Genomic DNA, 26,584 nt, shown 5'->3' on the forward strand with positions numbered 1-26,584 from the left:
TCGGCTCAATGAAACGAAAAACATCGCAAGGTGTTTCTGTTTTTTGAAACAGAAGCTCGCTATTTTAATAGCGAGAGGTTCACTGAATCTTAATTGGAATCAACATACTCAACCAAAGAAAGCTGGCTTTTTGTCTTCATTATTAGGTAAAACACAAAGTGGCATTGATTTAGACTTAGGCTGCTTATATGAGCTAACAGACGGGAGCGTAGGTTGCGTACAGGCGCTTGGCAATGCCTTTGGTAATTTACAACAGCCGCCATATGTAGAACTAGACGGTGATGACCGCACAGGCACAGTTAGTACGGGCGAAAACTTGCGCATTAACGGCAACCAATTGCCAGCGATTAAGCGCGTACTCGTCTATGCTTTTATTTATGAAGGTGTTACTAACTGGTCGCAAGCTGATGGCGTTGTTACCTTAACTTATAACACAGGGCCAAGCATTGAAGTAAAGCTAACCAACGCAGTTAACCATAACGCGATGTGTGCTATTGCTATGATTGAAAACGATAATAACCAAACCTTTAAAGTAGAGCGTTTGGTCGAATATTTTTCAGGTCATCGTGATATGGATAGAGCCTACTCGTTTGGTTTGCAGTGGCAAGCGGGCAGAAAATAAAAATCCGTAGTATATTATAGGAAGAAACTCAATAAAAGGATGATTAGATGGACGCTCAAATCGAACAATGGATTAAACAATTTCAACAACAAAAGGATGCCGATGCACTGCTTAGTTTAAAGGAGCACTGTGCGGTGATGATTGAACCTTTGATTGTGGAGTTTACTAATAAATACGGCGAAGATGCAGGGCAGCTACTACGTTTAAAATGGGATAAACGATTTCATTTCATTTTTACAAAATATCAATTAGGCGTTGGCTTACCGCTAGAATCCTTTGTGCAAAATACCTATCGTTTTTATTTTATGCAAGTACTGCGACGTGCAGGTTATATCCAATAATAAAAAGCGCACCCTTAGCGGATGCGCTTTTTTTTAACGGTAAATAATGTCTTCAGCAAGATTAGTAAATGCCTCGCCTACAACTGTGTCCTCATCATAAACAGAGGAACCATTATTCTCTGCTGGTTGTGCAAATGGGATGCGAGCAATAATAGCCGAACCTAATGCCCCTGCTAACTGCTCCGCTCCTCCTTGCCCAAATAAATATGTTTTCGTACCATCTGGTGCCTCGTAGTAAGCCATGTTTTCTACGACACCAATAATTTCGTGCTTAGTGTGCTGTGCCATAAGTCCAGCGCGAGATGCTACGTGAGAGGCCACATTATGTGGTGTAGTCACGATGATCTCTTGCGCTTGCGGAATCATAGCTGCTACATCAATAGCTACGTCACCTGTGCCAGGTGGTAAGTCTAAAATTAAATAATCGAGCTCGCCCCAATGTGTGTTAACAAGGAAATTACGAATCCATTTATTTAACATAGGTCCACGCCACATAACAGGTTGGTTATCCCCTGCGAAAAAGCCCATCGACATAATTTTCACGCCGTTTGCCTCAACAGGAATGGCCATCTGTTCAATCATCGTTGGTTTTTCAGTAGCGCCCATCATAGCAGGGATACTAAAACCATAAATATCCGCATCTACAATACCAACACGCTTACCCATACGAGCAAGAGCTGATGCAAGGTTAATCGTTACTGTTGATTTACCTACCCCGCCCTTACCACTAGTTACAGCGATAAATGTTACACCAGAGTCTGGCTCTAGCATTTTTGGCATACCTGAAGTTGTAACGTTTTCAGATTTAAGAGACGCCGTTAAATTACGACGCTCCTCATCTGTCATTGAGCTAAACTTAATAGCTACTTCAGTAGCACCAATTGCTTTGAGTGCTTGCTCAATATCTGCTTGGATTTTAGCTTTTAGCGGGCAACCTGGGATTGTTAAAACAACCTCAAGCGCTACCGCTGTATCTAAAATACGAATATCACGAATCATGTTAAGCTCTACTACACTTTTGTGTAGCTCTGGGTCTTCAACATGTTGCAATGCTTGTAAAATACCTGCGTTCGTTAGCAATTAAATTGCCTCCTTACTCTTTTAGCCCTTTACCTAAACCACGTAGGAAATGTATGCCGAAATTCATTGCACGGTTTACATCAGGGTCCTTCAATAATTTTGCAAGCTTCATAATAGTAACTTTTTCCTCTGCGTTTGCAGGATCATTTGCTTCATCTAAGCCACTGTTTAATGCCGCAATTAGTTTGCCTGTTGTTTCAGGATTAAGCTCCGTTAGCATTGCTGCAACACCCATCATATTATTAATGATATTTGTTACAGGCTTGCGTGTTAACTGACCTAAAGCGATTTGTGCTACATCTTCTTTTGCCTCAACCATTTTCGTTGCCGCTTCAAGTGCGCCCATATCGTTTAACTCACTAACAATCGTGAAAACTTGGTTTAACGCCTGCTCATTTTCCGCAAGTAGGTGCTTTAAGTTCTCTAATTTTTGATCTTTAATTTGCTCTTCGCTTAATTGTTCTTTAACAATTTTTGAAATCGGTGCAGCCATATTATCACTCTCCTCCGTTAGTTGTTAAGTGAACATAACCTGGGCGGTTCCATTTACGTTCTGGCTCAACACCATTTTGTGGGTGACGCTTCTTATTACGCGGGTTAGTACTTGGCAATGGTTTTTTACCTTTACGTTTTAACACTTCAACACGTACTTTAGTTTGCTTATACGCTGGTGTTGATGTATTAATATCGCCTTGTGGACCCGTTAAGAAGTTAATAGCTGTTTCTTTACTTGTTGAGTTCATTGGTAAGAATAATTCGTTGCCTTGTACACGGTCTGTTACAAGTGCATCAAGTTTAAGCGCACCATATGGTGATACTAAACGTAATACTGCACCGTCTTCAATACCGCGCTCTTTAGCAAACTCTGGTGATACCTCAACAAATGTTTGAGGCACTTTTAATTGAATACCCGCAGATTTGTTTGTCATATTACCTTCATGGAAATGCTCAAGCATACGACCATTATTAATATGGCAATCGTATTGTGCTTCGTACTCTACTGTTGGTACCCAATCATTTAGCGCAAATTGTGCTTTTTTATCTGGGAATGGGAAGCCATCCTCAAATAATAGCGGTGTATCTGCACCTGTTTCAGGGTCACCCCAACAGAAGCTGCCCCAGCCTTCTAATACATCATAGTTCGCTTGTGCGAAGAATGGTGAAAGACTTGCCATCTCAGCAAAGATTTCGCTTGGATGTGAGTAGTTCCAGTTAGCACCTAAACGATTAGCGATTAATTGTGTAATCTGCCAGTCTGGTTTTGAGTCGCCAAGTGGTGGTAATACTTCGTATAAACGTTGAACACGACGCTCTGTATTAGAGAATGTACCTTCTTTTTCAAGTGATGGTGCTGCTGGTAAAATAACGTCCGCATATTGTGCTGTACGTGAAAGGAATACATCTTGTACAACAAAGAAGTCTAGTTGTGATAATACTTCATCAACATGGTTAGCGTTACAGTCAACAAGTGCCATATCTTCACCTGTTAAATACATTGCTTTCATTTTACCTTCAGAAATAGCATCTAACATTTGCATGTTATTGCGGCCAATTTCACCTGGTAAAGATACGCCATAAGCTTCTTCAAATTTAGCACGTACTGCAGCATCCGTAACTTTTTGGTAACCTGGGAATAGGTTTGGTAATGTACCCATATCACATGCACCTTGTACGTTGTTGTGACCACGTAATGGGTAAGAACCAGCGCCAGGGCGACGGTAGTTACCTGTTGCAAGTAACATATTTGAAATAGCTGCTGAAGTATAAGAGCCACCTGTATTTTGTGTCACACCCATACCCCAAAGCACACATGTACCATCTGCATCACGAATTGTTTTAGCAATTTCGATTAATGTTTCTGGTGCAATACCTGTTTCTTGTTCAGCATATTCTAGCGTGTATTTTTCTAATACTGTTTTATATTCATTGAAGAAGTTAACATTATCTTTAATGAAGTTTTCGTCGTGCCAACCTTGATCAATCATATATTTTGTGACAGCCATTAACCAAACTTGGTCCGTACCTTGTTTAGGTCGGATAAAGATATCTGAGCGCTCTGCCATCTCGTGCTTACGTAAGTCAGAAACAATTAATTTTTGACCGTGTAATTTATGTGCACGTTTAACACGCGTCGCAAGTACTGGGTGACCCTCTGTTGGGTTAGCACCAATAATGATAACAAGCCCTGCTTTTGCGATGTCTTTAATCGTACCTGAGTCGCCACCGATACCGACTGTGCGAGCAAGACCATCCGTTGCTGGTGATTGGCAATAACGTGAACAGTTATCAACGTCATTTGTTTGGAACATTTGACGTGCTAGTTTTTGAATTAAATAGTTCTCTTCGTTGGTAATTTTTGAAGAAGAAATAAAACCGACAGAACCTGGGCCGTACTCTTTTTGGATGCCGCCTAAACGTGTAGCTACTACATCAAGCGCCTCATCCCAAGATGCTTCTACAAACTCATCACCTTTACGGATTAATGGTGTTGTAATACGCTCCTCAGAGTTGACGAAATCCCAACCAAATTTACCTTTAACACATGTTGAGATTGCATTAACCGGACCGTCTGATGGTTGTACTTTTAAAATCTTACGGCCTTTTGTCCATACTTCAAATGAACAACCTACACCACAGAATGTACAAACCGTTTTTATTTTCTTCGTACGTTTACTACGCATAGCTGCTTCAACTTCAGATACAGCAAAAATACCGCTATAACCTGGCTCAACTTCTTTAATTAAATCAATCATTGGATCTAACATATCTTGTTTTAAGCCTGTCATAAATCCAGCTTCTCCAAGCATTGATTTTTCCATTAAAGCATTACAAGGACAAACTGTTACACATTGACCACAGCTTACGCAAGATGAGTTATTAATCTCTGCACCATCATCCCAAACGACACGTGGGCGTTCTGCTTCCCAGTCGATTGATAATGTTTCGTTAACTTGTAGGTTTTGACAAACTTCTACACATTGGCCGCAGGCGATACATTGGTTAGCATCATAGCGATAAAATGGATGTGACATATCCACATTATGTGGCTTGTCCTCTTCTTTTGGCGTGTATGGATATTTTTGATGCTCAATTTCCATCATTTCAGCCGTATTATGCAGCGTACAGTTACCGTTATTATTGTCACAAACTGTGCAGTACAGTAAGTGGTTTTCAAGTAAGCGGTCCATTGCTTCTGTTTGAGCAGCTTTTGCTCCGTCCGAGTCTAATGTTACGTTCATACCGTCTACAGCTTTAGTTGAACAAGAACGCACTAGCTGTCCATCTACCTCTACGATACATGTATCACATGTTTTAATCGGATCTACCGAAGGCACATAACAAATTTGCGGATGTTCAATATTGTTTTGATTAATGGTCTCCAGAATTGTAGCTCCCTCAGCTACGTTAAAAGCTTCTCCATTAATGTTAATTTTGGTCAAGGTATTTTCCTCCTTCTACTTGCTTGCACTTCGCAGTTAGCAAAGTCTCGTAACGCAAATGACATTTGAGATGCAAATGGTTAGTTCGTTTAAAATTTGTCTTGTTATAAACGGCTGCAACCCTGTTAAACAGTCTATTTGTGTTATTTATCCGATTTTTACGGAACTAAAACGTTACGAGCACTTGCCTACTACAGGTAAAAATAAAAAAATCCACCCGAAAAAAGCACGTCCCTTTACGCGCTAATTAATCGTGTGGATAAAATTTTTAACAGAGCTTGCTAAAAATCCAATCTACTTTTACGTTTTACTCTACATTCACAGCAGAATCAACTAACCACAAAAGGTATGCAACGCGCATTGTATTCCCGTACAAAGCCGCTCCATACATAGTGAAGTCACCTAACTCCATTTGTAATAAAGTTATTATAACGCTTTATGTCACGTTGGACAAATGAATATATCTTGACAAAACAATTATAAACACTTTTCCTTTAACTTTTTTGACACTTGCTATATGATTAACAATCTGTAAGGGTGGTAAAGTAAAAATAAAGCTTATTTATGTTGGGAGCATCATAAAATGTCTAAAAAAGTACATGAGTTTAACGATATGATTCGCAAACTACGCAAAGATTTATTTGGCAAAGGCCCTGAACGTATTCATACCGTTTTTGTAGAAAATATGGCGGTCTCTACGCTGTATGGTAATATCACACCGACAGAAGCATTTATTTCTAGCACACCTGAAGGCGCACGAATGGTTCATACTGCACGCACTTCAATGATTCAAGATTTATATGCACAGTCACCACCCGATGGCATGGAAGAATTAATGGGCACAAAGCTTCTTCATTTATTTTCGGATATTAAAATCGAAGAAGATTTTGCCATTTCCGTTTTCGTGTTTGCAGATAAAATTGAAGAATAGAGGCGTATAAATGAAAAATGCAGTGACGCGCGAAGTTGTACGCGTAAAAAATAATGAAGTAAACGTGATACAGGATACGATTGTCACAGAGTATGCAATCACTGTAAAAATAAATCAAACTGAATTTGTTACGATGGTTTGTACGCCAGAGTATGTTGAGGATATGGTCATTGGCTACCTTGCCTCTGAGCGTGTCATTCGTAACTTTAATGATATTAAAGAAATCTGGTACCAAGAGGATGAAGGGTTTGTGCATATCACAACCAACCATATCAATCCAATTTACCAACAAACGCAAAATAAACGCTATATTACTTCATGTTGCGGCATGAGTAGACAGGGCTTTGTTTTTGTTAACGACGCACTCGCTGCGCGCGAAATGAAAGACATCAATGTCAAGATTACTACAACAGACTGCTTCCGCCTAATGCGCGAGATGCAAAACAGTGCCGACATGTTTAAGGAAACAGGCGGTGTTCACAACGCTGCGCTTTGTGATGCAAATGGCATCATTTTAAGTCGCATGGATATTGGACGCCACAATGCGCTTGATAAAATATATGGCTACTGCTTAAAAAATAATATTAATATGCAAGATAAAATCATCGTTTTTAGTGGACGTATTTCTTCTGAGATTTTGCTTAAGGTTTCAAAAATTGGTTGTGAGATTGTACTTTCAAAATCTGCACCAACAGAGCTAGCCTTACAACTTGCTGAACAGTTAGGCATTACAACTGTTGGCTTTATTCGCAATGACTCATTAAATATTTATACACACAAGGAACGCATCCTTTTACCTGCTACTCACTAACCGAAAGGAGTAGATATAATGACTGTACAAGACCAACTACAACGCCCCTTACGTGATTTACGTATTTCCGTTACAGACCGCTGTAACTTTCGCTGTCAATATTGTATGCCCGCAGAAATTTTCGGCCCTGACTTTGCCTTCCTACCCTCTGATAAAATTTTAAGCTTTGAGGAAATCGAACGCCTCGTAAAAATATTTGTGGGGTTAGGTGTACGCAAAATCCGAATTACGGGCGGCGAGCCATTATTACGCCGTGACTTACCTCAATTAATCGCGCGCATTAATGCAGTGGAGGGCGTGGAAGATATTGCGCTCACTACCAATGGCACGTTATTAAAAAAACATGCACAAGCCTTAGCAGATGCTGGTGTAAAACGTGTATCTATTAGTCTTGATTCACTTGATGAGGCACGCTTCTTCGAAATGAACGGTAACCGCGGCAAAGTAAAAACTGTGCTCGAAGGCATCGAGAAAGCTGCTGAAGCTGGGCTACTCGTTAAAATTAATATGGTCGTACAAAAAGGCGTAAATGACGCCGATATTGTGGAGATGGCAAAATTCTTTAAAGAAAAACAACACATCCTACGCTACATCGAATATATGGACGTTGGTAACTCTAACGGCTGGAAGCTTAATGATGTTGTGGGCAAAAAAGAAATTGTCGACATGATTAATGCTGTCGCACCACTAGAGGCGATTGCCCCTAACTATAAAGGCGAGGTTGCTACACGTTTTGGCTATAAAGATGGCAATGGCGAAATTGGTGTAATTTCTTCTGTAACAGATTCATTTTGCTCTACCTGCTCACGCGCCCGTATTTCTGCAGAGGGCAAACTGTATACTTGCCTGTTTGCTACAGAAGGTACAGATCTTCGCGAGTTACTGCGCAGTGATAAAACTGACGAAGAGATTACTACAAGCATCGCGCGTGTGTGGCAAAATCGTACGGACCGTTATTCAGACGAACGCACAGAGGAAACGGTAAATAATCGCAAGAAAGCAAAAATCGAAATGTCACATATTGGTGGCTAATAAAAAAAGCCGGCAAAGTTTGCCGGATTTTTTGTATTTATTTTCGTGTAAATGTACCGCTCTTACCGCCTGTTTTTTCGATGAGGCATGTTTCTTTAATAACCATACCTTTATCGACAGCCTTACACATATCATAAAACGTTAGCGCTGCAATCGAAACAGCCGTTAGTGCCTCCATTTCCACACCCGTTTTACCACTGCATTTTACAGTAGCTTGAATGTGAAGTTCGTAGCCTTCGTCCATCTTATGATACGCAAATGTAAAATCTGTACCTTGTAGCATAATTGGATGGCACATCGGAATAATATCAGATGTTTTTTTAGCGCCAATAATACCTGCAATTTGTGCCACTTGTGTTGGGTCACCTTTTTTAATACCGCCTTGCTCAATTGCTTGGTACACCTCATCTGATAACGTAATAATACTTTGTGCAACGGCTGTACGTTTCGAATTGTCCTTATCTGAGATATCAACCATTTTTGGACGACCATCTGTGTTCCAGTGTGTAAACTCTGACATTGTTATAACTCCTTTGGCCAGTCTTGCTGGCGATTAATATTAATAAATGTGGCATCATCTTCGGCAAAGTGCACATACTGCACGCGCACTTGTTCAAGCATAGCTTTCATACTGCGTCGATTTTGACAAAGCGCCTCATCAATCGCAGGTAATACGTTGCGATGATATAAAGCGGCAAGTGGTTGAATATAATCTGCTTGCGCTGGCACGATAGCCTCATAATCTGCTGTTTTTTGTTGCAATAATGTTTGGACAAAGTGGGCATTCATACAAGGCATATCACTCGCGATGACAAAAAACCATTCGCAGTTTGTATACGTTTGGATAATTTGCTTAAGAGCAGCAAGCGGGCCTTGATGTGCTTGTTGTTCAATCGAAAAAATACAGTCCACGGCTTCAAAATGTGGTTGTAATGCCTCATTTGTAGCAATAATAAGAGGGCTTAGCTGATTAGCACGTAGCGCCTGTAAACTATGCTCATACAATGGGCTACCTTGAAAGATTTCAAACATTTTGGGTTGCCCGTAACGGGACGACTGACCACCTGCGAGTACAACACCTGCTGTGGTCATACGCGCTTCAACTCGCCAATAAAATGTTGAACGGTTGGCAAAATCAACTTCGTCATACCGAGTTTTACAGCATTCGTCGAACCTGGTAATAAATATACAGCCGTCTGCCCTATGCTACCTGCCGTTGCTCGACTAAACATTGCACGCGGACCAATCTCGTCATAGCTTAACATACGAAATAATTCGCCGAAGCCTGTCATCTCCTTATCAAACAGAGGTGTTATTGTATCATACGTTTGGTCACGCGGTGTAAAACCCGTGCCACCTGTAATAATAATTGCTGAAATGGCTAAATCAGTATGCCACTGTTTTATGCGTTCAGCTAATAATTTAGGTTCATCCTTAATAATGTCATACGCAGCGATTGTAAAGTCTGCTTCATGTAATAAATCCTGAATGATTTTTCCACCGCGGTCATCCTCAACAGTGCGCGTATCGCTCACTGTAAGAACTGCCGCTTTTACGTCTAACTCTTGATGAGTTGGGTGCATAGTGATAGCCTCCTTTAGTTGATTGACATTTATTATAAGGCTAGCTACTACGAAAATCTAATGATAGAAAGGCAGGTCGCCTTATGCAAGACCGTTATTCAAGACAAAAATTATTTACACCGATTGGTGAGCAAGGACAACAACGCCTTGCAAATAAGCATGTGCTAATTGTAGGCGTCGGTGCTTTAGGTAGTGCTGTAGCCGAGGCTTTAGCACGCGCAGGTGTTGGCACACTTACACTTATTGATCGTGATTTTGTTGAGTGGAGTAATTTACAACGCCAGCAACTTTATACCGAACAAGACGCACAGCAAAAGTTGCCTAAAGTAATTGCGGCTAAAACTAGATTACAGGCAATTAATAGCACCATTCAAATTCACGCTCATATTGCAGATGCTTACTCTGAGCAACTTATTTCCCTGCTTGACGGAGTCGATATTATGATAGATGCAACAGATAATTTTGACATCCGCTTTATGCTAAATGATGTCGCACAAAAATATAATATCCCTTGGGTGTATGGCTCATGTGTCGGCAGTTATGGTGCTTACTACACCATTTTGCCACATAGCAATCCTTGCTTACGCTGCCTTTTAACAATAATTTCGAATACAGGCATGACGTGTGACACCGTTGGGATTATTAGTCCTGCCGTGCAATTAGTCGCTGCGTATCAAGTCGCTGAAGTACTAAAATATTTAGTTGGTGATAGTGATAAGCTACAAAAAAAATACGTCATGTTTGACGTATGGCAAAATCAACACCATGCTATTGCTGTTGATGCTATGCATAATGCAAACTGCCCTAGCTGTGGTAACGCGCCTAGTTACCCTACACTCGATTACCAAAATCAAACAAAGCTTGATGTTTTATGTGGACGTGATGCTATACAAATCCGTCCTGCCCAACCAATAACTTATGATTTAAACCAACTAGCTGAACAACTTCGCCCTCACGGTGACATACAGCAAAATGATTATTTACTATCATGCCAAGCTGAGGATTATCGCATTGTTGTTTTTAAAGATGGACGCGTTGTTATTCACGGCGTACCAACTATTACACAAGCAAAATCAATTTACTATCGTCTATTAGGATAAGGAGTGTTAATCATGTTAGAAAAAAGAAATCCCATCCCAGTCAGTGAGGCCGTTGAACGCGTCATGCAATTTGCCTACACCGAAAAAATTGAACACGTAGCTGTTGCACAAGCTTACGGGCGCTATTTAGCAACAGACGTTATCGCAGATGCAGATGTGCCGTCCTTTGACCGCTCACCTTATGATGGCTTCGCAATTCAAGCTGCCTCAAGTCAAGGCGCTTCGGCTGATAATCCTGTTACATTTACTGTAGTTGGCGAAATTGGCGCAGGCTATGTACATACAACACCTGTAGGTCCATTTGAAGCCGTACGCATTATGACAGGTGCTCCCATCCCACAAGGTTGCGATGCAGTTGTTATGCTAGAGCTAACACAATCCCACGAACCAAATACAATGACAATTAAACGTGCATTTGCATCAGGTACAAATATTTCGTACCAAGGCGAAGACGTCAAAAAAAATGCTGTGCTTGTACAAAAGGGCGAGTTTATTAACCCTGGTGTGGTAGCACTCCTTGCAACATTTGGTTATAGCGAAGTTGCTGTATATAAAAAAGCAGTTGTAGGTGTAATCGCAACAGGTAGCGAGCTACTTGAGCCTAATGAGACGTTGCAACCAGGCAAAATTCGCAATAGTAATGCCTATGCACTACTTGCACAAATCGAACGCGCGGGTGCAACGGCAAAATATATTGGTAAGTTTGAAGACGACTTAGATGTTTGTATCGACGTTGTAAAACGCACGCTCCAAGAGGTAGATATACTCATTACAACAGGTGGTGTATCCGTTGGTGATTATGACTATTTACCTGCTATTTACGAAGCGCTTGGCGCAGAAGTACTCTTTAATAAAATCGCGATGCGTCCAGGTAGCGTAACTACTGTCGCACAACTTAATGGCAAGTTATTATTTGGGCTGTCAGGTAACCCTTCAGCGTGTTATGTTGGTTTTGAATTATTAGCACGTCCTATTATCCGCGCAGCTTATGGTAGCACACGCCCACATCTTCGTAAGGAAAAAGCAAAGCTTGGCGCTGATTTTACAAAGGCCAATCCGTTTACTCGCTTTGTGCGTGCAAGCGTGCACTTTGACGGCAATCAACTGGTTACCGTACCATCAGGCTTTAATAAATCAAGCTCCATCTCATCACTCGTAGAGGCAGATGCCTTTATCGTTTTACCAGGTGGCTCGCGTGGCTATGAACAAGGCATGGCAGTTGACGTTGTATTACTTGATGATACACAGGGAAGTGAGTGGCCGTGGGACAACATCAAAAAATCCTACAAGTCGTAGGCTATCAAAACAGTGGCAAAACTACTATCACGCGCCAGTTGATTGCGGATGCTACAGCTAGCGGTTTACGTATTGGCTCTATTAAACACCATGGCCATGGCGGCAAGCCCGATGCACCGAGTAATAAAGATAGCACGCTCCACGAACAGGCGGGTGCTGTTGTTAGTGCAGTCGAAGGTGGTGGCGCACTCCGCCTTAGCATTGAAGATAATAGCTGGGAGCTTACAAAAATTTTAACGCTATATCAAAGCTTTGCGCTCGATTTTATTTTAATTGAGGGCTATAAACAAGCACCTTACCCTAAAATTGTGTTATTACGAAGTGACAAAGACGCGGCGTTACTCACGCTTAGCAATATTCACTGCATTTTATATTGGGAAGGTACAACCATTCATCAGCAACTTAATGTGCCTAGCTTTTCATTAGCTGAGCACGCACAGTACCAACCATTTTTACTTCAAGAAATGAGGAATTTACTATGACTACACCTATGTTCGAAATCGTCAATGAGCCAATTGATGTTGAGCAAATGCGTTTAAAGGTCGTTAGCCGTAACGCTGGCGCTGTAACACTTTTTGTTGGCACAGTACGTGAAATGACAAAGGGTAAAAAAACTCTACAGTTGGAATATCAAGCCTACCCTGCAATGGCAGTAAAAATGCTTGAACAAATCGCACAGGAAGTTAGTGAACGTTGGCCAGAAGCAATAATTGCTATCTCTCACCGTGTGGGGCGTTTAACTATTTCAGATATTGCTGTTGTCATTGCGGTTTCTTCGCCGCATCGTAAAATGGCATACGAAGCAAACGAATATGCCATTGAACGTATTAAACAAATTGTACCTATTTGGAAAAAAGAATTTTGGGAAGACGGCACTGCATGGATTGGCGATCAATTGGAAAATGTGCCCTATACAACAGGTGCACCAACGTTAGAGGAGGATAATAATGATTAATATTTTATTATTTGCCCATTTACAAGAAACCATTGGACAAGAAAAACTACAAGCTGATTTACCCGCAAGCACAGTACAAGAGATAAAAACGTGGCTTGAAAGTAATTACTCGGTTTCTGTACAGCAAGTTATGGCAGCTGTAAATGAAGCTTTTGCTACTGACGATCATATCGTACAGCCTGGTGATACCATCGCCTTTATCCCACCAATTAGTGGTGGCTAATACAAAAAAGCCTTAGAGCGCGGGCTCTAAGGCTTTTATTTATGCTTTCATTATGTGCACAGCAAGTAACATAACAAAGGAAATACCTATCATGCTTATCACCCATGACCAAGCGAGTGACATGTTTCCACCATCAATAGCCATATAAATTGCGAGAGGGGTTGTTTGTGTACGCCCAGGTAAATTACCCGCAAACATTAGCGTAGCACCAAACTCCCCTAGCGCACGTGTAATACTTAAAATCCCTCCAGAGATGATGGATTTTAAGGCGAGCGGCACAGAGACAAATAAAAATACTTGCCACTCCTTTGCGCCATCTACACGTGCCGCATTCTCGATATCTTCGTCTACTGACTCAAAACCTGTTTTTGCCGATTGATACATTAAGGGAAAGGCAACAACAGATGATGCTATTACAGCAGCCCACCACGTAAACATAACAGGCTTATCAAAAATAGCTACAATCAAATCACCTACCACGCTATGCTTACCAAAAATAATAATAAGCAAAAAGCCAATAACGGTTGGTGGTAAAACTAAAGGTAAAAGTAGTACTGTTTCTAAAAATAGCTTTCCTTTAAACTCGCGCTTCGCCATAAATTTGCCAAATAACGTGCCAACAATAATTACAAATACGCCAGCCACTAATGCAATTTCGAGCGATAGCTTTATCGGAGTCCAGAAATCAGTACTCATGTATTACTTAGCTCCTTTAAATCCGTATTGCTCAAACACTTTCATAGCTTCTTCGCTTTGCAAGAATTTATAAAAATCCTCTGCCTCAGCTGTATGTTTAGTGTCTTTAATTACGCCAACTGGATAAATAATTGGCGTATGTGTGTCAGCAGCTGCTGTCGCAATTGTTGCTACTTTATCCGAAATTAATGCATCTGTATTATAGACAAGACCTGCATCAACATTTTCTGTTTCTGTATAAGTTAGCACTTGGCGAACATCTTTTGCATAAACGACCTTAGGCTCTACTTCTGTCCAAAGGTTCATATTTTCTAATGTTTCAACACCATATTTACCTGCGGGAACAGACTCTGGTGTACCTAACGCAATTTTATCTGCTTTTGTTAAGTCTTCAAATGACTTAATATCTTTTTCATTATTTTTTGGTACGACTACAACTAGTTCATTAGCTAATAAATCCATACCTTGTGCTTCGTCAATTGAACCAGCATCTACTAGCTCATCAAATTTATCTTCTGCCGCTGAGAAGAAAATATCAACAGGCGCACCTTGCTCAATTTGTTGTTTTAACGCACCTGAGCCACCAAAGTTATAAACGATTTTTATGTTTTCATTGTCAGCTTCATATGTTTTTTGTAAGTCTTCTAAAGCATTTTGTAAGCTAGCAGCTGCTGATACTGTTAATTCTACAGCTTCAACTTTTTCTGCTGGCGTTGTTTTTTCTACTTCTTTCGGTGCTTCTGTTTCTTTTTTAGCTGTATCTTCTCCGTTACCGCAGCCAGCTAACACACCTGTAAGTAAGGCTAGTGAGGCAATTGTTGTTGTGATTTTTTTCATTTTTAATATGCTCCCTTTCTAACCAGTTATAACAAGACATAACTAATTATAATTAGTTATAACGAAAAAGCCAATAGTTTGATTTTATTTTGTGAAATCATTTACTTGCGGTAGTATAAGAGTTGGAGGTTTTATAATGTCACAATCCTATACAGTAGAAGAAGTTGCGCAATTACTTAGAGTATCAAAATTAACGATTTATGATTTAATAAAAAAAGAAGAACTCCCGATTTTTCGCGTTGGGCGACAAATGCGTATTGATAAAAATGATTTACAATCCTATATTCACCAACATAAAACAGGCGCTGCTGCACCTACGCTTGCCGCAGATAAAATTGTCATTTGTGGGCAGGATATCGTATTAGATATGCTTGGTAAATATTTAGAGCGTGCGCTAGGGCGTAAAGTTTTACGTTCGCACGAAGGTAGTTTTAATGGGGTGATGTCACTTTATAATGGCGAGTGTGATATCGCGAGTTTGCATATGTATGATGGCGACACAAACGAATACAACACACCCTACTTAAAAAAGATTTTAGTAAGCCATGCCTATGTACTACTTAACCTCGTACAGCGACAGGCAGGCTTTTATGTACAGAAGGGCAACCCTCTCGCAATTCACAGCGTAGCTGATATTAGCACAAAAAATGCTACCATCATTAACCGAGAAAAAGGCTCAGGTGCTCGCGCGCTACTGGATGAGCAGTTACGCACCCACCATATCGCGCCAACTCATGTGCTTGGCTACACTAACGAAGAAGCAAGTCATATTGATGTAGCCGCGGCTGTTGCTAATAAGCAAGCTGATGTTGGTATTGGCATCGAAAAAACCGCTAAGCTTGTAAATGTTGATTTTGTTCCACTTATTACAGAGCGCTATGATATTGTATTGCTAAAAACTGCTGACAATGCTGCGCTTATTGAGGCTGTACAAGCCATTTTACAGTCAGATGCTTTTAAAGCAGAGGTTGCTGCACTCGGCGATTATGACACAGCCAAAACAGGGCAAATTATGTACGAAACGTTATAAAAAAGCAATGGGCGCACACACTGCACCCATTGCTTTTTATAATGCTTTACCTGTCTTTCCATCAAAAAACACATACTGTTGTAACGCAATCGTTAGTTGCTCACCTACTACCACACTTTGTTGCCCAGGCCATTTAATTGTCCATAACGCCTCACCAAGTTGCACACTGCTGTGCGTTTCGTGACCAAGATGCTCTACATTTACGACCTTCGTAGTAATAGCTTCTCCACGCACAATATTTTCTGGGCGCACGCCCATTTTTATAGGCTCACCTTGTGGTAAACGCGCAGCTAGCTCTGTTGGTAAAGTAAGCACACTGCCCTCTGCTAGTGTAAGCGTTACGCCTGTTAATGTAGCTTTTATAAAATTCATTTTAGGCGCACCAATAAAGCCCGCTACAAATTGATTAGCAGGCGCATTATATAATGTTAAGGGTGAACCTACTTGTTGGATTTCGCCATCATTAATTACCATAATACGGTCACCCATCGTCATAGCTTCCGTTTGATCATGCGTCACATAAATTGTAGTCAGCCCTAGCTTTTTTTGGAGTGCTCTAATTTCAGTACGCATCTGCGTGCGCAACTGAGCATCTAGATTAGATAGTGGCTCATCCATTAAGCAGAGTGGCGCATGGCTCACAATAGCACGTGCTAGTGCGACACGTTGACGTTGACCACCTGACAGCTCTTTTGGCTTACGCTTTACATACGCTGTTAAGCCAAGTAATGCTATGCTTTCTTGTAAACGCTTTTGCCGTTCATCCTTTGGTATACCTTTGCGCTTTAAACCAAACAAAATATTATCTGCTACCGTTAAATGAGGATACAACGCATAATTTTGAAAAACCATCGACAATTCACGTTCACGCGGTGAAAAATTTGTTACGTCCTTGCCATTTATATAAATATTGCCATCCGTTGTATCATCGAGCCCAGCAATTAAACGTAATAACGTACTTTTTCCTGAACCTGAAGGGCCAACTAACACAAAAAACTCGCCTTGTTCAATCACTACTGTAATATCCTTCAGCACCATTTGCTCATTGCTATATTGCTTGTGTACATGTTGTAATTCAATAAAACTCATAAAGCCGCTTCGCCTCCCGTTAAATTAGTTGTATTGTAGCACAAAAAAAGTGAACAGCCTTAATGGCTATCCACTCTTACTACCTCACCGTATAACGCTGGGCGACGGTCATTATAAACTGGAATACGTGTGCGTACCTCAGCTACTGCCGAAAAATCAACATCCACAATAGCGAGTTCTTCTTCATCGCCACCTGTCCATAAAACTTCGCCCCATGGGCCAATAATCATCGAGTGCCCATTAAAATTTTCTTTTTTATGTGACAAGCGATTAACCGCAATCACAAAGCATTGATTTTCGATAGCACGCGCTTGCAGTAGTATTTGCCAATGGTCTACACGTGCGGTTGGCCACTGTGCAGGGATAAATAATACATCTGCACCTTGTAGTGCATGTGTACGAAGCCACTCAGGGAAGCGCGTATCATAACAAATCACGCCACCCGCTTCTACCTCACCAAGTGTAAATCGATTAACGCGGTCACCTGCAGTTAAATATAAATGCTCATCCATTAATCTAAACAAGTGTACCTTGTCATAATCCCCTACTAGCTCACCATCTTTATTAACGGTATACATCGTGTTATAAAAATGTTCACCTTTTTTTGTAGCAACAGAGCCACCAACAATATGCACAGCCAACTCCTTCGCAAGTTTACATAAAAATGCTTTCGTACGCGTGCCCTCTACATCTGCGAGCGTTGCTATTTCTTTTAGGGCAAAGCTTGTGTTCCAAAGTTCAGGCAACACAATAATTTGCGCACCTTTCACTGCCGCTTCTCGAATTAAACGCTCAGCTGTAGCAAAGTTGCGCTCTACATCGCTATACGCCACATACATTTGAATACATCCTACTTTCATTTGTCCCATCCTCCTAAAAAAACGACTACCTTGCGAAAGACAAAGTGGTCGTTTATTGTGTAATGGCTTCAAACTTAGCATGTGTAACTCGTGCTAAATCCTCCACACTAATATGAAGCTGTAATCCGACCTTACCTGCACTTACAATAATACGGTCATGTGCCTTAGCACTGCTATCAATAATCGTAGGATACATCTTCTTCATACCTACTGGTGAGCACCCACCTCGAACATAGCCCGTAGTCGTTAACAGTTTATCGAGTGGTAACATCTCAACCTTTTTAGCTCCTACTGCCTTCGCAGCTGTTTTTAATTCTATCGTTTGTGCCACCGGAATAACAAAAATAAATACATCTTCTCCAGCATGTGTCACTAACGTTTTATAAACTAGCGCCTCAGGCTGATTAATCTTGCTCGCTACTGATACACCATCAAGCTGTCCATCATTTACGCTATACTCTAACACATCAAAATCAATTGTTCGTTGTTCTAATAAACGAATTGCATTTGTTTTCAAACGTTTTTTAGCCATCGCATTAAACCCCTATCTCTCATTTATGCTGTTTGCGAAAATGCAGGCTCTCTAAATGCGCGGTACCCGTTTGCTACCATCGCTTTTGTACTATCATAAGTTTGGGTCGCCTTCGCAAACAAACGATCCTTCATTAATTGCTCTAAGTTACGCCCAAAAATTGTTTCTTTCGAAGCATCACGCGTAACATCCTTTACAAAACGCTCTGGTACTTCTAATGCTGTATCTTGTAAAAAAGCTGGCTCTTGCAATTGTGCTTTTGCCTGTTCAATTTGTGATACGGCACTTGCTGCTACTTTTAAATCCTGTGCTGATGGGTTAGCTGGTGCTAATGCTGCTTGACGCACACGTTCTAAAATAGCAATTGTTTCTTCTGCATCATTACTTGCAGGTGTTTGAATAGCTACTTCCCCAGACGTTGCATAGTGTGTGCCATCTGGTCCTTGTGTAAAGCCATACGTAACAGCACCTGTGATATCACCACCAACAGCCTTATGCGCCTGCTCATGTGCGCGTACTTCTCGATCAGCCTGTTGTAAATCTGTTAATTGCTTTTGCTCTTGTTGTGAATAATCTTCTTTAACTAACTTCTGACTCTTCCCTGATAAAAGCTGCTCTAGCTCGGCTAACGCTGAGTTTTTAGCAGGCTGAAAATAATCAGCATTTTTCTTGTAAGCATCGCCTGCTTCCTTGCGCAACTGCTGACGTTTGCGTTCATCTTGCTGATACAAACGTTCTGGTTGTACGACACTTGCTGCTATCCTCATAGTAATCCCCCCTACTTCGTTATTCGTAATGTGCATCCATTATACACGACATTGACAGTTAATTGTAGCTAGCCATAAGAGTTGATTGTTTATTACAAAAAAATGTTCATTTGGTAGTTGCACCAAATGAACATTTTATTTATTAGCTACATGCGCTTGCTGGTGCAGCTGTAAATTCAATTTCAAAACCAAGATCTTGTAGCATTAAGTAGTCGCTATTCTTTTCTTGTCCTTCAGTTGTTAGGTAGTCACCAACAAAAATACTATTAGCGACATACATACCAAGTGGCTGTAGTGAGCCAAGATTAACTTCACGTCCGCCCGAGATACGGATTTCTTTCGTTGGGTTAATATAACGGAATAAAGCTAATACTTTTAAGCAGTAACGTGGGTCTAAATCATTTGTGCCTTCTAATTTTGTACCGTCAATTGCGTGTAAAAAGTTTACTGGAATTGAGTCAGCATCTAATTGATGAAGTGCGCGCGCGATATTAACAACGTCTTCTTTTGTTTCACGCATACCAATAATCGCACCTGAACATGGTGAAATACCGTGTTTCTTCGCAATTTCCACCGTATTTACACGGTCTTGGTACGTATGCGATGTTGTAATGTAATCATGGTGGCGCTCAGATGTGTTTAAGTTGTGGTTGTAACGGTCAACGCCCGCTTCTTTTAACTGCTCTGCTTGTTCTTCCTTTAGTAAACCTAAGCAAGCACAAACTTTTAAGCCATATTTCTCTTTAATTTCTTCAACCGCTTCACTTACCACATTAACGTCCTTACGTGTTGGGCCACGGCCACTTGCTACGATACAGTATGTACCAATTTTATTTTCATAGGCACGTTTTGCACCTTCTAAAATTTCTTCTTTCGAAATAAATGGGTATTTGTCGATTGGTGCTGTTGATTTTGATGATTGAGAACAGTAGCCACAATCCTCTGGGCAGTAGCCGCTTTTAGCGTTCATAATCATATTTAATTTTACTTTTTTACCGTAATAATGTTTACGAATCGCAAATGCACCATCTAATAATTTTAATAAGTCATCATCATCACTTGTTAAAATTGCCATAGCCTCGTCATTTGTAATTTTTTTACCCTCAATTACTTCCTCTGCTAGCTGTAACCAGTTCATGTCAATCTCTCCCTTTTCCTTGTTAACGTAAAATGGATAACCCCTCATATTGTTAACTCATTTATAAATAAAGTTAACACACTATGTTTACTAATGTAAATAGTCGATTGTCAATATTATCTGAAAAAAACAAAAAAGGAGGAGATGTTACACCCCTCCCCCTCACTTTATGCCAAATGCTTATCTGCCATAGTTGACAAAACGCCAGCGGCCTTAAAGGTTTGATGCAAACGCATAGCAAATAGCCCTGTAATTATAGCCAGCCCTACGTCTATTAGTGCGCCACCACTAAAGCCAATAGCCAAAATACCAATCCAACTCGTATCCATACCTAACCAAAAATTAAGTGCATAATATAAATAAGGCAAAGCCACACCATAAATACATACAAGACCTACTAAATTAGCTGTAATAAAATCTTTACGCGTTGGTGAAGCTTTGCGCTCAAGAAATGCACCCATCACATAAGCAGCTAATGCAAAACCAATTAAGTAACCAAAGCTAGGCTTAAAAATATAAGCTAGCCCACCACCTTCATTAAAAACAGGGACTCCTGCTAAACCAACCGCAATATATACAAGTTGGCTATATAATGCGCGTTTACTACCTAGTAACGTCGCAGCTAAAAATACTACTACAATTTGTAGCGTAAATGGCACTACAGGGATTGGTACTTTAATAAAAGCACCAATAGCTGTTAATGCCGCAAACATCGCAAACAATACTAAGGATTTAGCCTTCATACGTAGCCCCTCGCTCCGCAAAAAATTGCTCTACTGTTTCCTTAGTTGTAGCAATCATAAAGTCCATTTCTTCCTCGGTGATGCTATAAGGTGGCATAAAGTAAATGATATTACCTAACGGACGAATTAATAGCCCTTTGTCTAACGCACGCTTATAAATTTGATAACCAATACGCTCCTCACTCGGAAGGTCTTCCTTAGTCACCTTATTAGCCACCATCTCAATAGCACCTACCATACCTGTTTGGCGATACTCACCGACATAAGGTAAATGCTCAAAAGCAGCACGCGCTTTTTGATTTAATAATGCCGCTTTTTCTTTTACGACTTCCATATAGTTTTCTTCTTCAAAAATAGTTAACACTTCCTGTGCAATACGGCAAGCTAACGTATTACCTGTATAACTATGAGAATGTAGAAAAGCCTTCATAGTACCATAATCGTCATAAAATGCATCGTACACTTCATTGGTTGTCATTACTACAGATAGTGGGAGGTAACCTGCTGTTATTCCTTTTGACAAACACATAAAATCCGGTGTAACGCCTGCTTGTTCACATGCAAATAATGTACCTGTACGCCCAAAACCAACTGCAACTTCATCCGCAATAAAATGCACGTCGTATTTTTCGCATAATGCTTTGAGCTTTGTTAAATATAGTGCTGGGTACATCTTCATACCTGCGGCTGCTTGGATTAAAGGCTCAATAATAATAGCCGTAAGCTCCTCATGATGCTCAGCTAAATCTTGTTCCACATATTGAATGCACTGAGCCGAACAGCTTTCAGGCTTATCATTAAATGGACAGCGATAGCAATCAGGTCCCTGACTACGCACCGTATCCAGCAGTAACGGTGTATATACCTCGTTATATAAATCCACACCGCCCACTGATAATGCACCAATTGTTTCGCCGTGGTAAGCATTTGTTAAGGCTAAAAAGCGCTTTTTATGTTTTTTATTTGTTTGTGCATGGTATTGAAAGCTCATTTTTAAGGCTGCTTCAATTGCAGCTGAGCCATTGTCCGCAAAAAATACTTTTTCCAACCCTGGTGGGGTTAAGCGTACTAAACGCTCTGCTACTTCAATAGCTGGTTTATGGGTAAAGTTAGCAAAAATCGTATGCTCTAATGTCGTTGCCTGCTCTGCTAATACTTTACTAATACGTGGATTAGCATGGCCAAATAAATTGACCCACCACGACGATACCGCATCTAAATAACGCTTGCCATCCTCATCATATAGCCAAACACCTTCACCTTTAGTAATTACTTTAGGCGGAAATTTTTCGTAGTCTTTCATTTGTGCACATGGATGCCATACATGCGCTAAGTCACGCTTTTGTAAATCCGTCATTTGTTCATTTGCTAGTAATTGAGTTGTACAGTTCATTGCTTTAGCGCCTCCAATAATGTCGTTTGTTCAAAGTTTAGGTTCTCCAGATCCTGCTCTTGTTGCACTTTTGGTAAAATCGCATACGGTAATTTAGTGTGCGCTACCATTGTTTCGATATTATTTTGCTCCATGGCACTATTTGTATTGCCGTTATACACAATGCCCTTAATTTCGATACCACGGCGTTGTAATGCCTCTACTGACAACAAAGTACGATTAATTGTGCCAAGTCCCGTCTTTGTTACAAGTACAACAGGTAGCTTAGTTTGCTCAATTAAATCAATTAAACTATACGTACTTGTTGTTTTAAGTGGCACTAATAACCCACCAGCTCCCTCACAAATCACAACATCATACGTCTGTTGTAGGTCCTTCAATTGCGTTAAAATTACTTGTTCATCAATTTCCTTACCTTCAAGCTGTGCTGCATAATGCGGTGAGGCAGGCACTTTATACGAAAAACCATTCATTTTTTGTACATCTAATGGCTGACGACTATATTTTTGATACATTGTCGTATCATAATACGTCGCTTTGCCATCAATCTCTACTTCCCCTGTTTGTACAGGCTTATATGGCATTGTGTTGTACCCTAACGCCTGTAATTGACGTAACATAGTAGCAGTAACGAAAGTTTTGCCTACATCTGTATCTGTCCCTACTATCCAAAAGTGTTTCATTGGTTAACTCCCCCTCATTTGTGTTAACTAATTATATTATAAAGTTTACACAAACTAGCTTTAGTTGTAAATATATTTTGACAATTCATTTTACAAATACTTAACTTGTTGCCTTCCCTAAAGCTCTGTACGATTAGAAGAAGGGGTGAAGGAATGAAAATATATTTCGAGATTTTTTTCGTAGCACTACGCTTAGGTATCACCTCATTTGGTGGGCCTACTGCACATTTGGGGTATTTTCAGAAGGAGTATGTACAAAAACGAAAATGGCTTACTAGTGCGCAATATGCCGACTTAGTAGCCTTATCACAATTTTTGCCTGGTCCTGCATCTAGTCAAGTAGGTATGGGGATTGGTTTAATACGTGGCGGACTTGCAGGGAGCTTACTGGCGTTTATTGGCTTTACCCTACCATCCGTGTTGATTTTAATGAGCTTTGCTTTGTTTTTAACAGGCACTACTGTAGATACCAGTTGGGTACAGGGGCTAAAACTTGTGGCTGTAGCTATTGTGGCGCAGGCTTTAGTGGATATGAGTCGAAAATTATTACCAACTGCCAAACATGTGCTGCTAGCTCTACTTGCTTTTGCGATATTACTTACATTACAAGTCGCATGGCTACAAATCGCGATTATTTTAGTCGCCGCAGTTATTGGTCAGGTAGTGTTTACAAATGAGCAACCTGCACAATCAACCTTTACCTTCTCTAAACGTCTAGGTGTGCTATGCTTAATGCTTTTCGTTGTTTTACTCATCGCTTTACCATTAATTGCTCAGTTTACTGCCAATACTTGGCTTAGCTTAATCGAAAAATTTTATACAGCAGGTGCATTTGTTTTTGGTGGTGGACATGTCGTGCTTCCTCTACTCGAAACACAATTTGTAGCAACGGGTATCGTGTCAACAGCTGACTTTTTAGCAGGCTATGGTGTAACCCAAGCTGTACCAGGTCCTCTCTTTACCTTTGCTGCCTATTTAGGCACACTGACACATGGTGCTACTGGAGGTATTGTGGCTACGCTGGCAATATTTTTACCAGCTTTTTTATTAATTGTTGGTGCGCTTCCCTTTTGGCAACTATTGAGTGCTAACCCACAACTACGCGGTGCAGTCATTGGTATGAATGCTGCCGTTGTTGGTATTTTAGCTGCAACCTTTGTTTCACCTATTATTACGCAAAGCATTGGAAGCATAAAAGATCTAGGCTTTGCGCTGCTATTACTTGTTGTGGTATTTTTCGCTAAACAGCCACCTTGGGTAACAGTATTACTTGGTCTACTCATGGGCATCATCTTTTACTGAATCAAAAAAGGGTTGCGCCTCGGCGCAACCCTTTTTGATGTTTAGTTAAGTTGTAATGATTTTTTAGAACCCATTAAAGCATCTACCACATAGTCTGCTGATACTACTTGTGCTACTTCTAGTAAATTTTCTTCTTTTACTCCATTATGAATCATGCAAGCTGAACAAACTTTTAATGTACCGCCAGCTGCGATAAATTTCTCTAGTAACTCCTGTACTGGTAGGAATGGCTCACCAATATTAATTGATGCTGCAAAACCCTTTGATGCTAAGTGCACAGCATCTGATAGTAATAGGATCTCAGCCTTATGCCCTTTTTCAGCGGCCTTCCAGCCCATTGTAAATGCAATTGTTACGTTGTTTGGATTATTATCATGATGCGCTAATGTAATTAATAAATCTGCGTATTCCATAATTATTTCCTCCTCTTTTATATACCCTCACCCGTATAATACCGTGTATTATGAATTTCGCCTACTAATATGCTCAAACTTACGCTATTATATAAGCATACACTTATATGAAAAGAGGTAATTTATAATGATTCAACAATTAAAGGCGTTAGCAGATGACAACCGCCTACTCATTATTTCTTGTTTAAAAAAGGGGGAGTGCTGTGTTTGTGACCTTGTAACAGTGCTTACTATTTCACAACCTGCTGTAAGCCAGCATTTAAAAAAACTCAAAGAGGCGCAAATTATTGAGGAGCGTACAGAAGGTAAGTGGAAGTATTATAAATTAGCTACACCTATGACGCCTATTGTGGCAAGTGTGGTGACCCAATTAACCGTGCCTTGCTTTACTAAAGGAGCGTGTAGTAATTGATAGCAGCTATTTTATTTTTAATCACGCTGCTTTTTGTCATCTGGCAACCTAAAAATTTGTCCATCGGCTGGTCGGCAATGATTGGAGCAATGCTTGCTTTAGTATTTGGTGTTGTTAGTTTTACAGATGTAATAGATGTTACTCAAATTATTTGGAACGCGACACTCGCCTTTATTGGTATTATTATTATTTCATTAATTTTAGATGAAATTGGCTTTTTTGAATGGGCGGCGCTGCATATGGCACGCCTTGCTAAAGGAAATGGTATTTTATTATTTATTTACTTGATTGTATTAGGTGCAATTGTGTCTGCACTATTTGCTAATGACGGTGCAGCACTTATTTTAACCCCAATTGTACTCGCTATGATTCGTAGCCTAAATTTTGATGACCGTATGATTTTTCCTTATATTATTGCTAGTGGCTTTATTGCGGATACAGCATCACTCCCACTTGTAGTTAGTAACTTAGTAAATATTGTGTCAGCAGATTTTTTTGGTATTCACTTTATGGCTTATGCACAGCAAATGTTTGTACCCTTTATTTTTTCCGTACTAGCTAGTATTGGCGTATTGCTTTTATTCTTCCGTAAGCAAATCCCTAAAAATTATGATTGCACGATTTTACCAGCACCTGTTAGTGCCGTAAAAGACCAAGCACTATTTAAATTGTCCTTTGTATTACTAACGTTGCTATTGCTTGGCTATTTTTTAAGTAGCTTTGTGGCGATTCCCGTATCTTTCATTACAAGTGGCATTGCGCTTATTTTTTTAGCGCTCGCACAAAAAAGTAAAGCAGTAGCTACGCAACGTGTCCTACGCGGGGCACCTTGGGCAATTGTATTCTTTTCACTTGGTATGTATGTTGTTGTCTATGGGCTACGCAACGCAGGGCTTACACAAATGTTAACAGCTGTCATTGAGCAGGCAACAACACAAGGCTTATTTGTCGCTACTATTAGTATGGGCTTTATTGCTGCACTCATTTCTTCTGTCATGAATAATATGCCTACTGTAATGATTGACGCATTAGCAATTGCTGACACTAGCGCAACAGGCACCATGAAAGATGCCTTAATTTATGCTAATGTTATCGGCTCTGACCTCGGCCCTAAATTTACACCTATTGGTTCACTTGCTACATTGCTTTGGCTTCATGTCTTAAAACAAAAAGGCATTACCATCTCATGGGGCTATTATATGAAAGTTGGTATTTTATTAACTGTGCCTGTACTATTTATTACATTAGTTGGGCTATACCTAACATTATAAAAAG

Annotated in this window: 31 protein-coding genes; 14 read left to right on the plus strand and 17 right to left on the minus strand. The window is 40.3% G+C overall.

Features of this window, described 5'->3' with window-relative positions; all coding sequences use genetic code 11:
- The first annotated feature begins 43 nt into the window (after window positions 1-43).
- Window positions 44-622 carry a Tellurium resistance gene (locus tag CH76_RS10925; RefSeq protein WP_152553327.1) on the plus strand — a complete coding sequence of 193 codons (579 nt, stop codon included), beginning with the start codon at window positions 44-46 and terminating at the stop codon, window positions 620-622.
- A gap of 47 nt (window positions 623-669) precedes the next feature.
- Entirely contained in the window at window positions 670-963 is a 294-nt protein-coding gene (locus tag CH76_RS10930; RefSeq protein WP_036146080.1) for a hypothetical protein, read from the plus strand.
- 33 nt (window positions 964-996) lie between these two features.
- On the opposite strand, the gene CH76_RS10935 is transcribed toward CH76_RS10930, so the two are convergent.
- From CH76_RS10935 to fdhF, 3 genes are read right to left on the minus strand one after another with little or no spacing between them, the layout of a single operon-like run.
- Complete coding sequence (locus CH76_RS10935; RefSeq protein WP_036146082.1) at window positions 997-2,043, minus strand: Mrp/NBP35 family ATP-binding protein; 1,047 nt, start codon at window positions 2,041-2,043, stop codon at window positions 997-999.
- 13 nt (window positions 2,044-2,056) lie between these two features.
- Entirely contained in the window at window positions 2,057-2,536 is a 480-nt protein-coding gene (locus CH76_RS10940; protein ID WP_036146086.1) for a DUF1641 domain-containing protein, read from the minus strand.
- A 4-nt stretch (window positions 2,537-2,540) separates the two neighbouring features.
- Window positions 2,541-5,483, minus strand: coding sequence for a formate dehydrogenase subunit alpha (gene fdhF, locus CH76_RS10945; RefSeq protein ID WP_036146089.1), 2,943 nt, complete (start codon window positions 5,481-5,483; stop codon window positions 2,541-2,543).
- Window positions 5,484-6,066: 583 nt separating this feature from the next.
- Here fdhF and CH76_RS10950 point away from each other — a divergent pair.
- From CH76_RS10950 to moaA, 3 genes are read left to right on the plus strand one after another with little or no spacing between them, the layout of a single operon-like run.
- A complete protein-coding gene (locus CH76_RS10950) occupies window positions 6,067-6,414 on the plus strand; it encodes a DUF2294 domain-containing protein (RefSeq protein WP_036146091.1) in 348 nt (115 codons plus the stop codon).
- 10 nt (window positions 6,415-6,424) lie between these two features.
- Entirely contained in the window at window positions 6,425-7,225 is an 801-nt protein-coding gene (gene fdhD / locus CH76_RS10955; protein ID WP_036146094.1) for a formate dehydrogenase accessory sulfurtransferase FdhD, read from the plus strand.
- A gap of 18 nt (window positions 7,226-7,243) precedes the next feature.
- Window positions 7,244-8,257 (plus strand): GTP 3',8-cyclase MoaA, encoded by a 1,014-nt coding sequence (gene moaA / locus CH76_RS10960; RefSeq protein WP_036146095.1) that lies wholly within the window; start codon window positions 7,244-7,246, stop codon window positions 8,255-8,257.
- A 37-nt stretch (window positions 8,258-8,294) separates the two neighbouring features.
- Here moaA and moaC read toward each other — a convergent pair whose 3' ends face one another.
- From moaC to CH76_RS10975, 3 genes are read right to left on the minus strand one after another with little or no spacing between them, the layout of a single operon-like run.
- Window positions 8,295-8,777, minus strand: a complete 483-nt coding sequence (gene moaC, locus CH76_RS10965) for a cyclic pyranopterin monophosphate synthase MoaC (protein ID WP_036146097.1) — start codon at window positions 8,775-8,777, stop codon at window positions 8,295-8,297.
- A 2-nt stretch (window positions 8,778-8,779) separates the two neighbouring features.
- On the minus strand, window positions 8,780-9,349 hold the full coding sequence (locus CH76_RS10970; RefSeq protein WP_036146100.1) for a molybdenum cofactor guanylyltransferase: 570 nt from the start codon (window positions 9,347-9,349) through the stop codon (window positions 8,780-8,782).
- Window positions 9,346-9,840, minus strand: a complete 495-nt coding sequence (locus CH76_RS10975) for a molybdenum cofactor biosynthesis protein B (RefSeq protein WP_036146103.1) — start codon at window positions 9,838-9,840, stop codon at window positions 9,346-9,348. The genes CH76_RS10970 and CH76_RS10975 overlap by 4 nt, the downstream gene beginning before the upstream one ends.
- An 83-nt stretch (window positions 9,841-9,923) precedes the next feature.
- Between CH76_RS10975 and CH76_RS10980 the strand changes: the two genes are divergently transcribed.
- The 5 genes from CH76_RS10980 to moaD are packed head-to-tail and all read left to right on the plus strand — an operon-like array spanning window position 9,924 to window position 13,414.
- Window positions 9,924-10,940, plus strand: a complete 1,017-nt coding sequence (locus tag CH76_RS10980) for a MoeB/ThiF family adenylyltransferase (RefSeq protein WP_036146105.1) — start codon at window positions 9,924-9,926, stop codon at window positions 10,938-10,940.
- A 12-nt stretch (window positions 10,941-10,952) separates the two neighbouring features.
- A complete protein-coding gene (glp, locus tag CH76_RS10985) occupies window positions 10,953-12,236 on the plus strand; it encodes a gephyrin-like molybdotransferase Glp (protein ID WP_036146108.1) in 1,284 nt (427 codons plus the stop codon).
- Window positions 12,203-12,718: a molybdopterin-guanine dinucleotide biosynthesis protein B gene (gene mobB, locus CH76_RS10990; protein ID WP_036146109.1), complete on the plus strand. Its 516-nt coding sequence runs from the start codon at window positions 12,203-12,205 to the stop codon at window positions 12,716-12,718. The genes glp and mobB overlap by 34 nt, the downstream gene beginning before the upstream one ends.
- A complete protein-coding gene (locus tag CH76_RS10995; RefSeq protein WP_036146111.1) occupies window positions 12,715-13,191 on the plus strand; it encodes a molybdenum cofactor biosynthesis protein MoaE in 477 nt (158 codons plus the stop codon). The genes mobB and CH76_RS10995 overlap by 4 nt, the downstream gene beginning before the upstream one ends.
- On the plus strand, window positions 13,184-13,414 hold the full coding sequence (gene moaD, locus CH76_RS11000) for a molybdopterin converting factor subunit 1 (RefSeq protein ID WP_036146114.1): 231 nt from the start codon (window positions 13,184-13,186) through the stop codon (window positions 13,412-13,414). Before CH76_RS10995 ends, moaD begins: the two co-directional genes overlap by 8 nt.
- A 39-nt stretch (window positions 13,415-13,453) precedes the next feature.
- On the opposite strand, the gene modB is transcribed toward moaD, so the two are convergent.
- Together modB and modA are read right to left on the minus strand one after the other, a co-directional pair.
- On the minus strand, window positions 13,454-14,110 hold the full coding sequence (modB, locus tag CH76_RS11005) for a molybdate ABC transporter permease subunit (RefSeq protein WP_036146116.1): 657 nt from the start codon (window positions 14,108-14,110) through the stop codon (window positions 13,454-13,456).
- A gap of 3 nt (window positions 14,111-14,113) precedes the next feature.
- Window positions 14,114-14,947, minus strand: a complete 834-nt coding sequence (gene modA, locus CH76_RS11010; RefSeq protein ID WP_036146118.1) for a molybdate ABC transporter substrate-binding protein — start codon at window positions 14,945-14,947, stop codon at window positions 14,114-14,116.
- A gap of 136 nt (window positions 14,948-15,083) precedes the next feature.
- Between modA and CH76_RS11015 the strand changes: the two genes are divergently transcribed.
- Window positions 15,084-15,977 (plus strand): helix-turn-helix transcriptional regulator, encoded by an 894-nt coding sequence (locus tag CH76_RS11015; RefSeq protein ID WP_036146120.1) that lies wholly within the window; start codon window positions 15,084-15,086, stop codon window positions 15,975-15,977.
- Window positions 15,978-16,013: 36 nt separating this feature from the next.
- Here CH76_RS11015 and CH76_RS11020 read toward each other — a convergent pair whose 3' ends face one another.
- The 8 genes from CH76_RS11020 to bioD form a co-directional block, all read right to left on the minus strand.
- Window positions 16,014-17,066 (minus strand): ABC transporter ATP-binding protein, encoded by a 1,053-nt coding sequence (locus tag CH76_RS11020; protein ID WP_036146122.1) that lies wholly within the window; start codon window positions 17,064-17,066, stop codon window positions 16,014-16,016.
- Window positions 17,067-17,125: 59 nt separating this feature from the next.
- Window positions 17,126-17,926, minus strand: a complete 801-nt coding sequence (locus CH76_RS11025; RefSeq protein WP_036146124.1) for a carbon-nitrogen family hydrolase — start codon at window positions 17,924-17,926, stop codon at window positions 17,126-17,128.
- A gap of 52 nt (window positions 17,927-17,978) precedes the next feature.
- Complete coding sequence (gene ybaK, locus CH76_RS11030; protein WP_036146127.1) at window positions 17,979-18,458, minus strand: Cys-tRNA(Pro) deacylase; 480 nt, start codon at window positions 18,456-18,458, stop codon at window positions 17,979-17,981.
- A 23-nt stretch (window positions 18,459-18,481) separates the two neighbouring features.
- Window positions 18,482-19,225 (minus strand): putative metalloprotease CJM1_0395 family protein, encoded by a 744-nt coding sequence (locus CH76_RS13555; RefSeq protein WP_051910330.1) that lies wholly within the window; start codon window positions 19,223-19,225, stop codon window positions 18,482-18,484.
- Window positions 19,226-19,367: 142 nt separating this feature from the next.
- On the minus strand, window positions 19,368-20,363 hold the full coding sequence (bioB, locus tag CH76_RS11040; protein ID WP_036146129.1) for a biotin synthase BioB: 996 nt from the start codon (window positions 20,361-20,363) through the stop codon (window positions 19,368-19,370).
- A 167-nt stretch (window positions 20,364-20,530) separates the two neighbouring features.
- Window positions 20,531-21,106, minus strand: a complete 576-nt coding sequence (locus CH76_RS11045) for a biotin transporter BioY (RefSeq protein WP_036146131.1) — start codon at window positions 21,104-21,106, stop codon at window positions 20,531-20,533.
- The gene (bioA, locus tag CH76_RS11050) at window positions 21,096-22,499 is read right to left on the minus strand and encodes an adenosylmethionine--8-amino-7-oxononanoate transaminase (RefSeq protein ID WP_235190391.1); all 1,404 of its coding nucleotides are present in this window, start codon (window positions 22,497-22,499) and stop codon (window positions 21,096-21,098) included. The genes CH76_RS11045 and bioA overlap by 11 nt, the downstream gene beginning before the upstream one ends.
- Window positions 22,496-23,182 carry a dethiobiotin synthase gene (gene bioD, locus CH76_RS11055; RefSeq protein ID WP_036146134.1) on the minus strand — a complete coding sequence of 229 codons (687 nt, stop codon included), beginning with the start codon at window positions 23,180-23,182 and terminating at the stop codon, window positions 22,496-22,498. The genes bioA and bioD overlap by 4 nt, the downstream gene beginning before the upstream one ends.
- A gap of 153 nt (window positions 23,183-23,335) precedes the next feature.
- On the opposite strand from bioD, the gene chrA reads away from it, so the two are divergent.
- Window positions 23,336-24,484, plus strand: coding sequence for a chromate efflux transporter (gene chrA, locus CH76_RS11060; protein ID WP_036146136.1), 1,149 nt, complete (start codon window positions 23,336-23,338; stop codon window positions 24,482-24,484).
- Between the two features lie 41 nt (window positions 24,485-24,525).
- On the opposite strand, the gene CH76_RS11065 is transcribed toward chrA, so the two are convergent.
- On the minus strand, window positions 24,526-24,897 hold the full coding sequence (locus CH76_RS11065; RefSeq protein WP_036146138.1) for a DsrE family protein: 372 nt from the start codon (window positions 24,895-24,897) through the stop codon (window positions 24,526-24,528).
- 127 nt (window positions 24,898-25,024) lie between these two features.
- Here CH76_RS11065 and CH76_RS11070 point away from each other — a divergent pair, with 127 nt between their 5' ends.
- Together CH76_RS11070 and CH76_RS11075 are read left to right on the plus strand one after the other, a co-directional pair.
- Window positions 25,025-25,309 (plus strand): metalloregulator ArsR/SmtB family transcription factor, encoded by a 285-nt coding sequence (locus CH76_RS11070; RefSeq protein WP_036146139.1) that lies wholly within the window; start codon window positions 25,025-25,027, stop codon window positions 25,307-25,309.
- Window positions 25,306-26,580, plus strand: a complete 1,275-nt coding sequence (locus tag CH76_RS11075) for an arsenic transporter (RefSeq protein WP_036146141.1) — start codon at window positions 25,306-25,308, stop codon at window positions 26,578-26,580. The genes CH76_RS11070 and CH76_RS11075 overlap by 4 nt, the downstream gene beginning before the upstream one ends.
- Window positions 26,581-26,584: the final 4 nt, after the last annotated feature.

The sequence above is a fragment of the Lysinibacillus sp. BF-4 genome (assembly GCF_000743635.1).
GTDB lineage: Bacteria > Bacillota > Bacilli > Bacillales_A > Planococcaceae > Metalysinibacillus > Metalysinibacillus saudimassiliensis.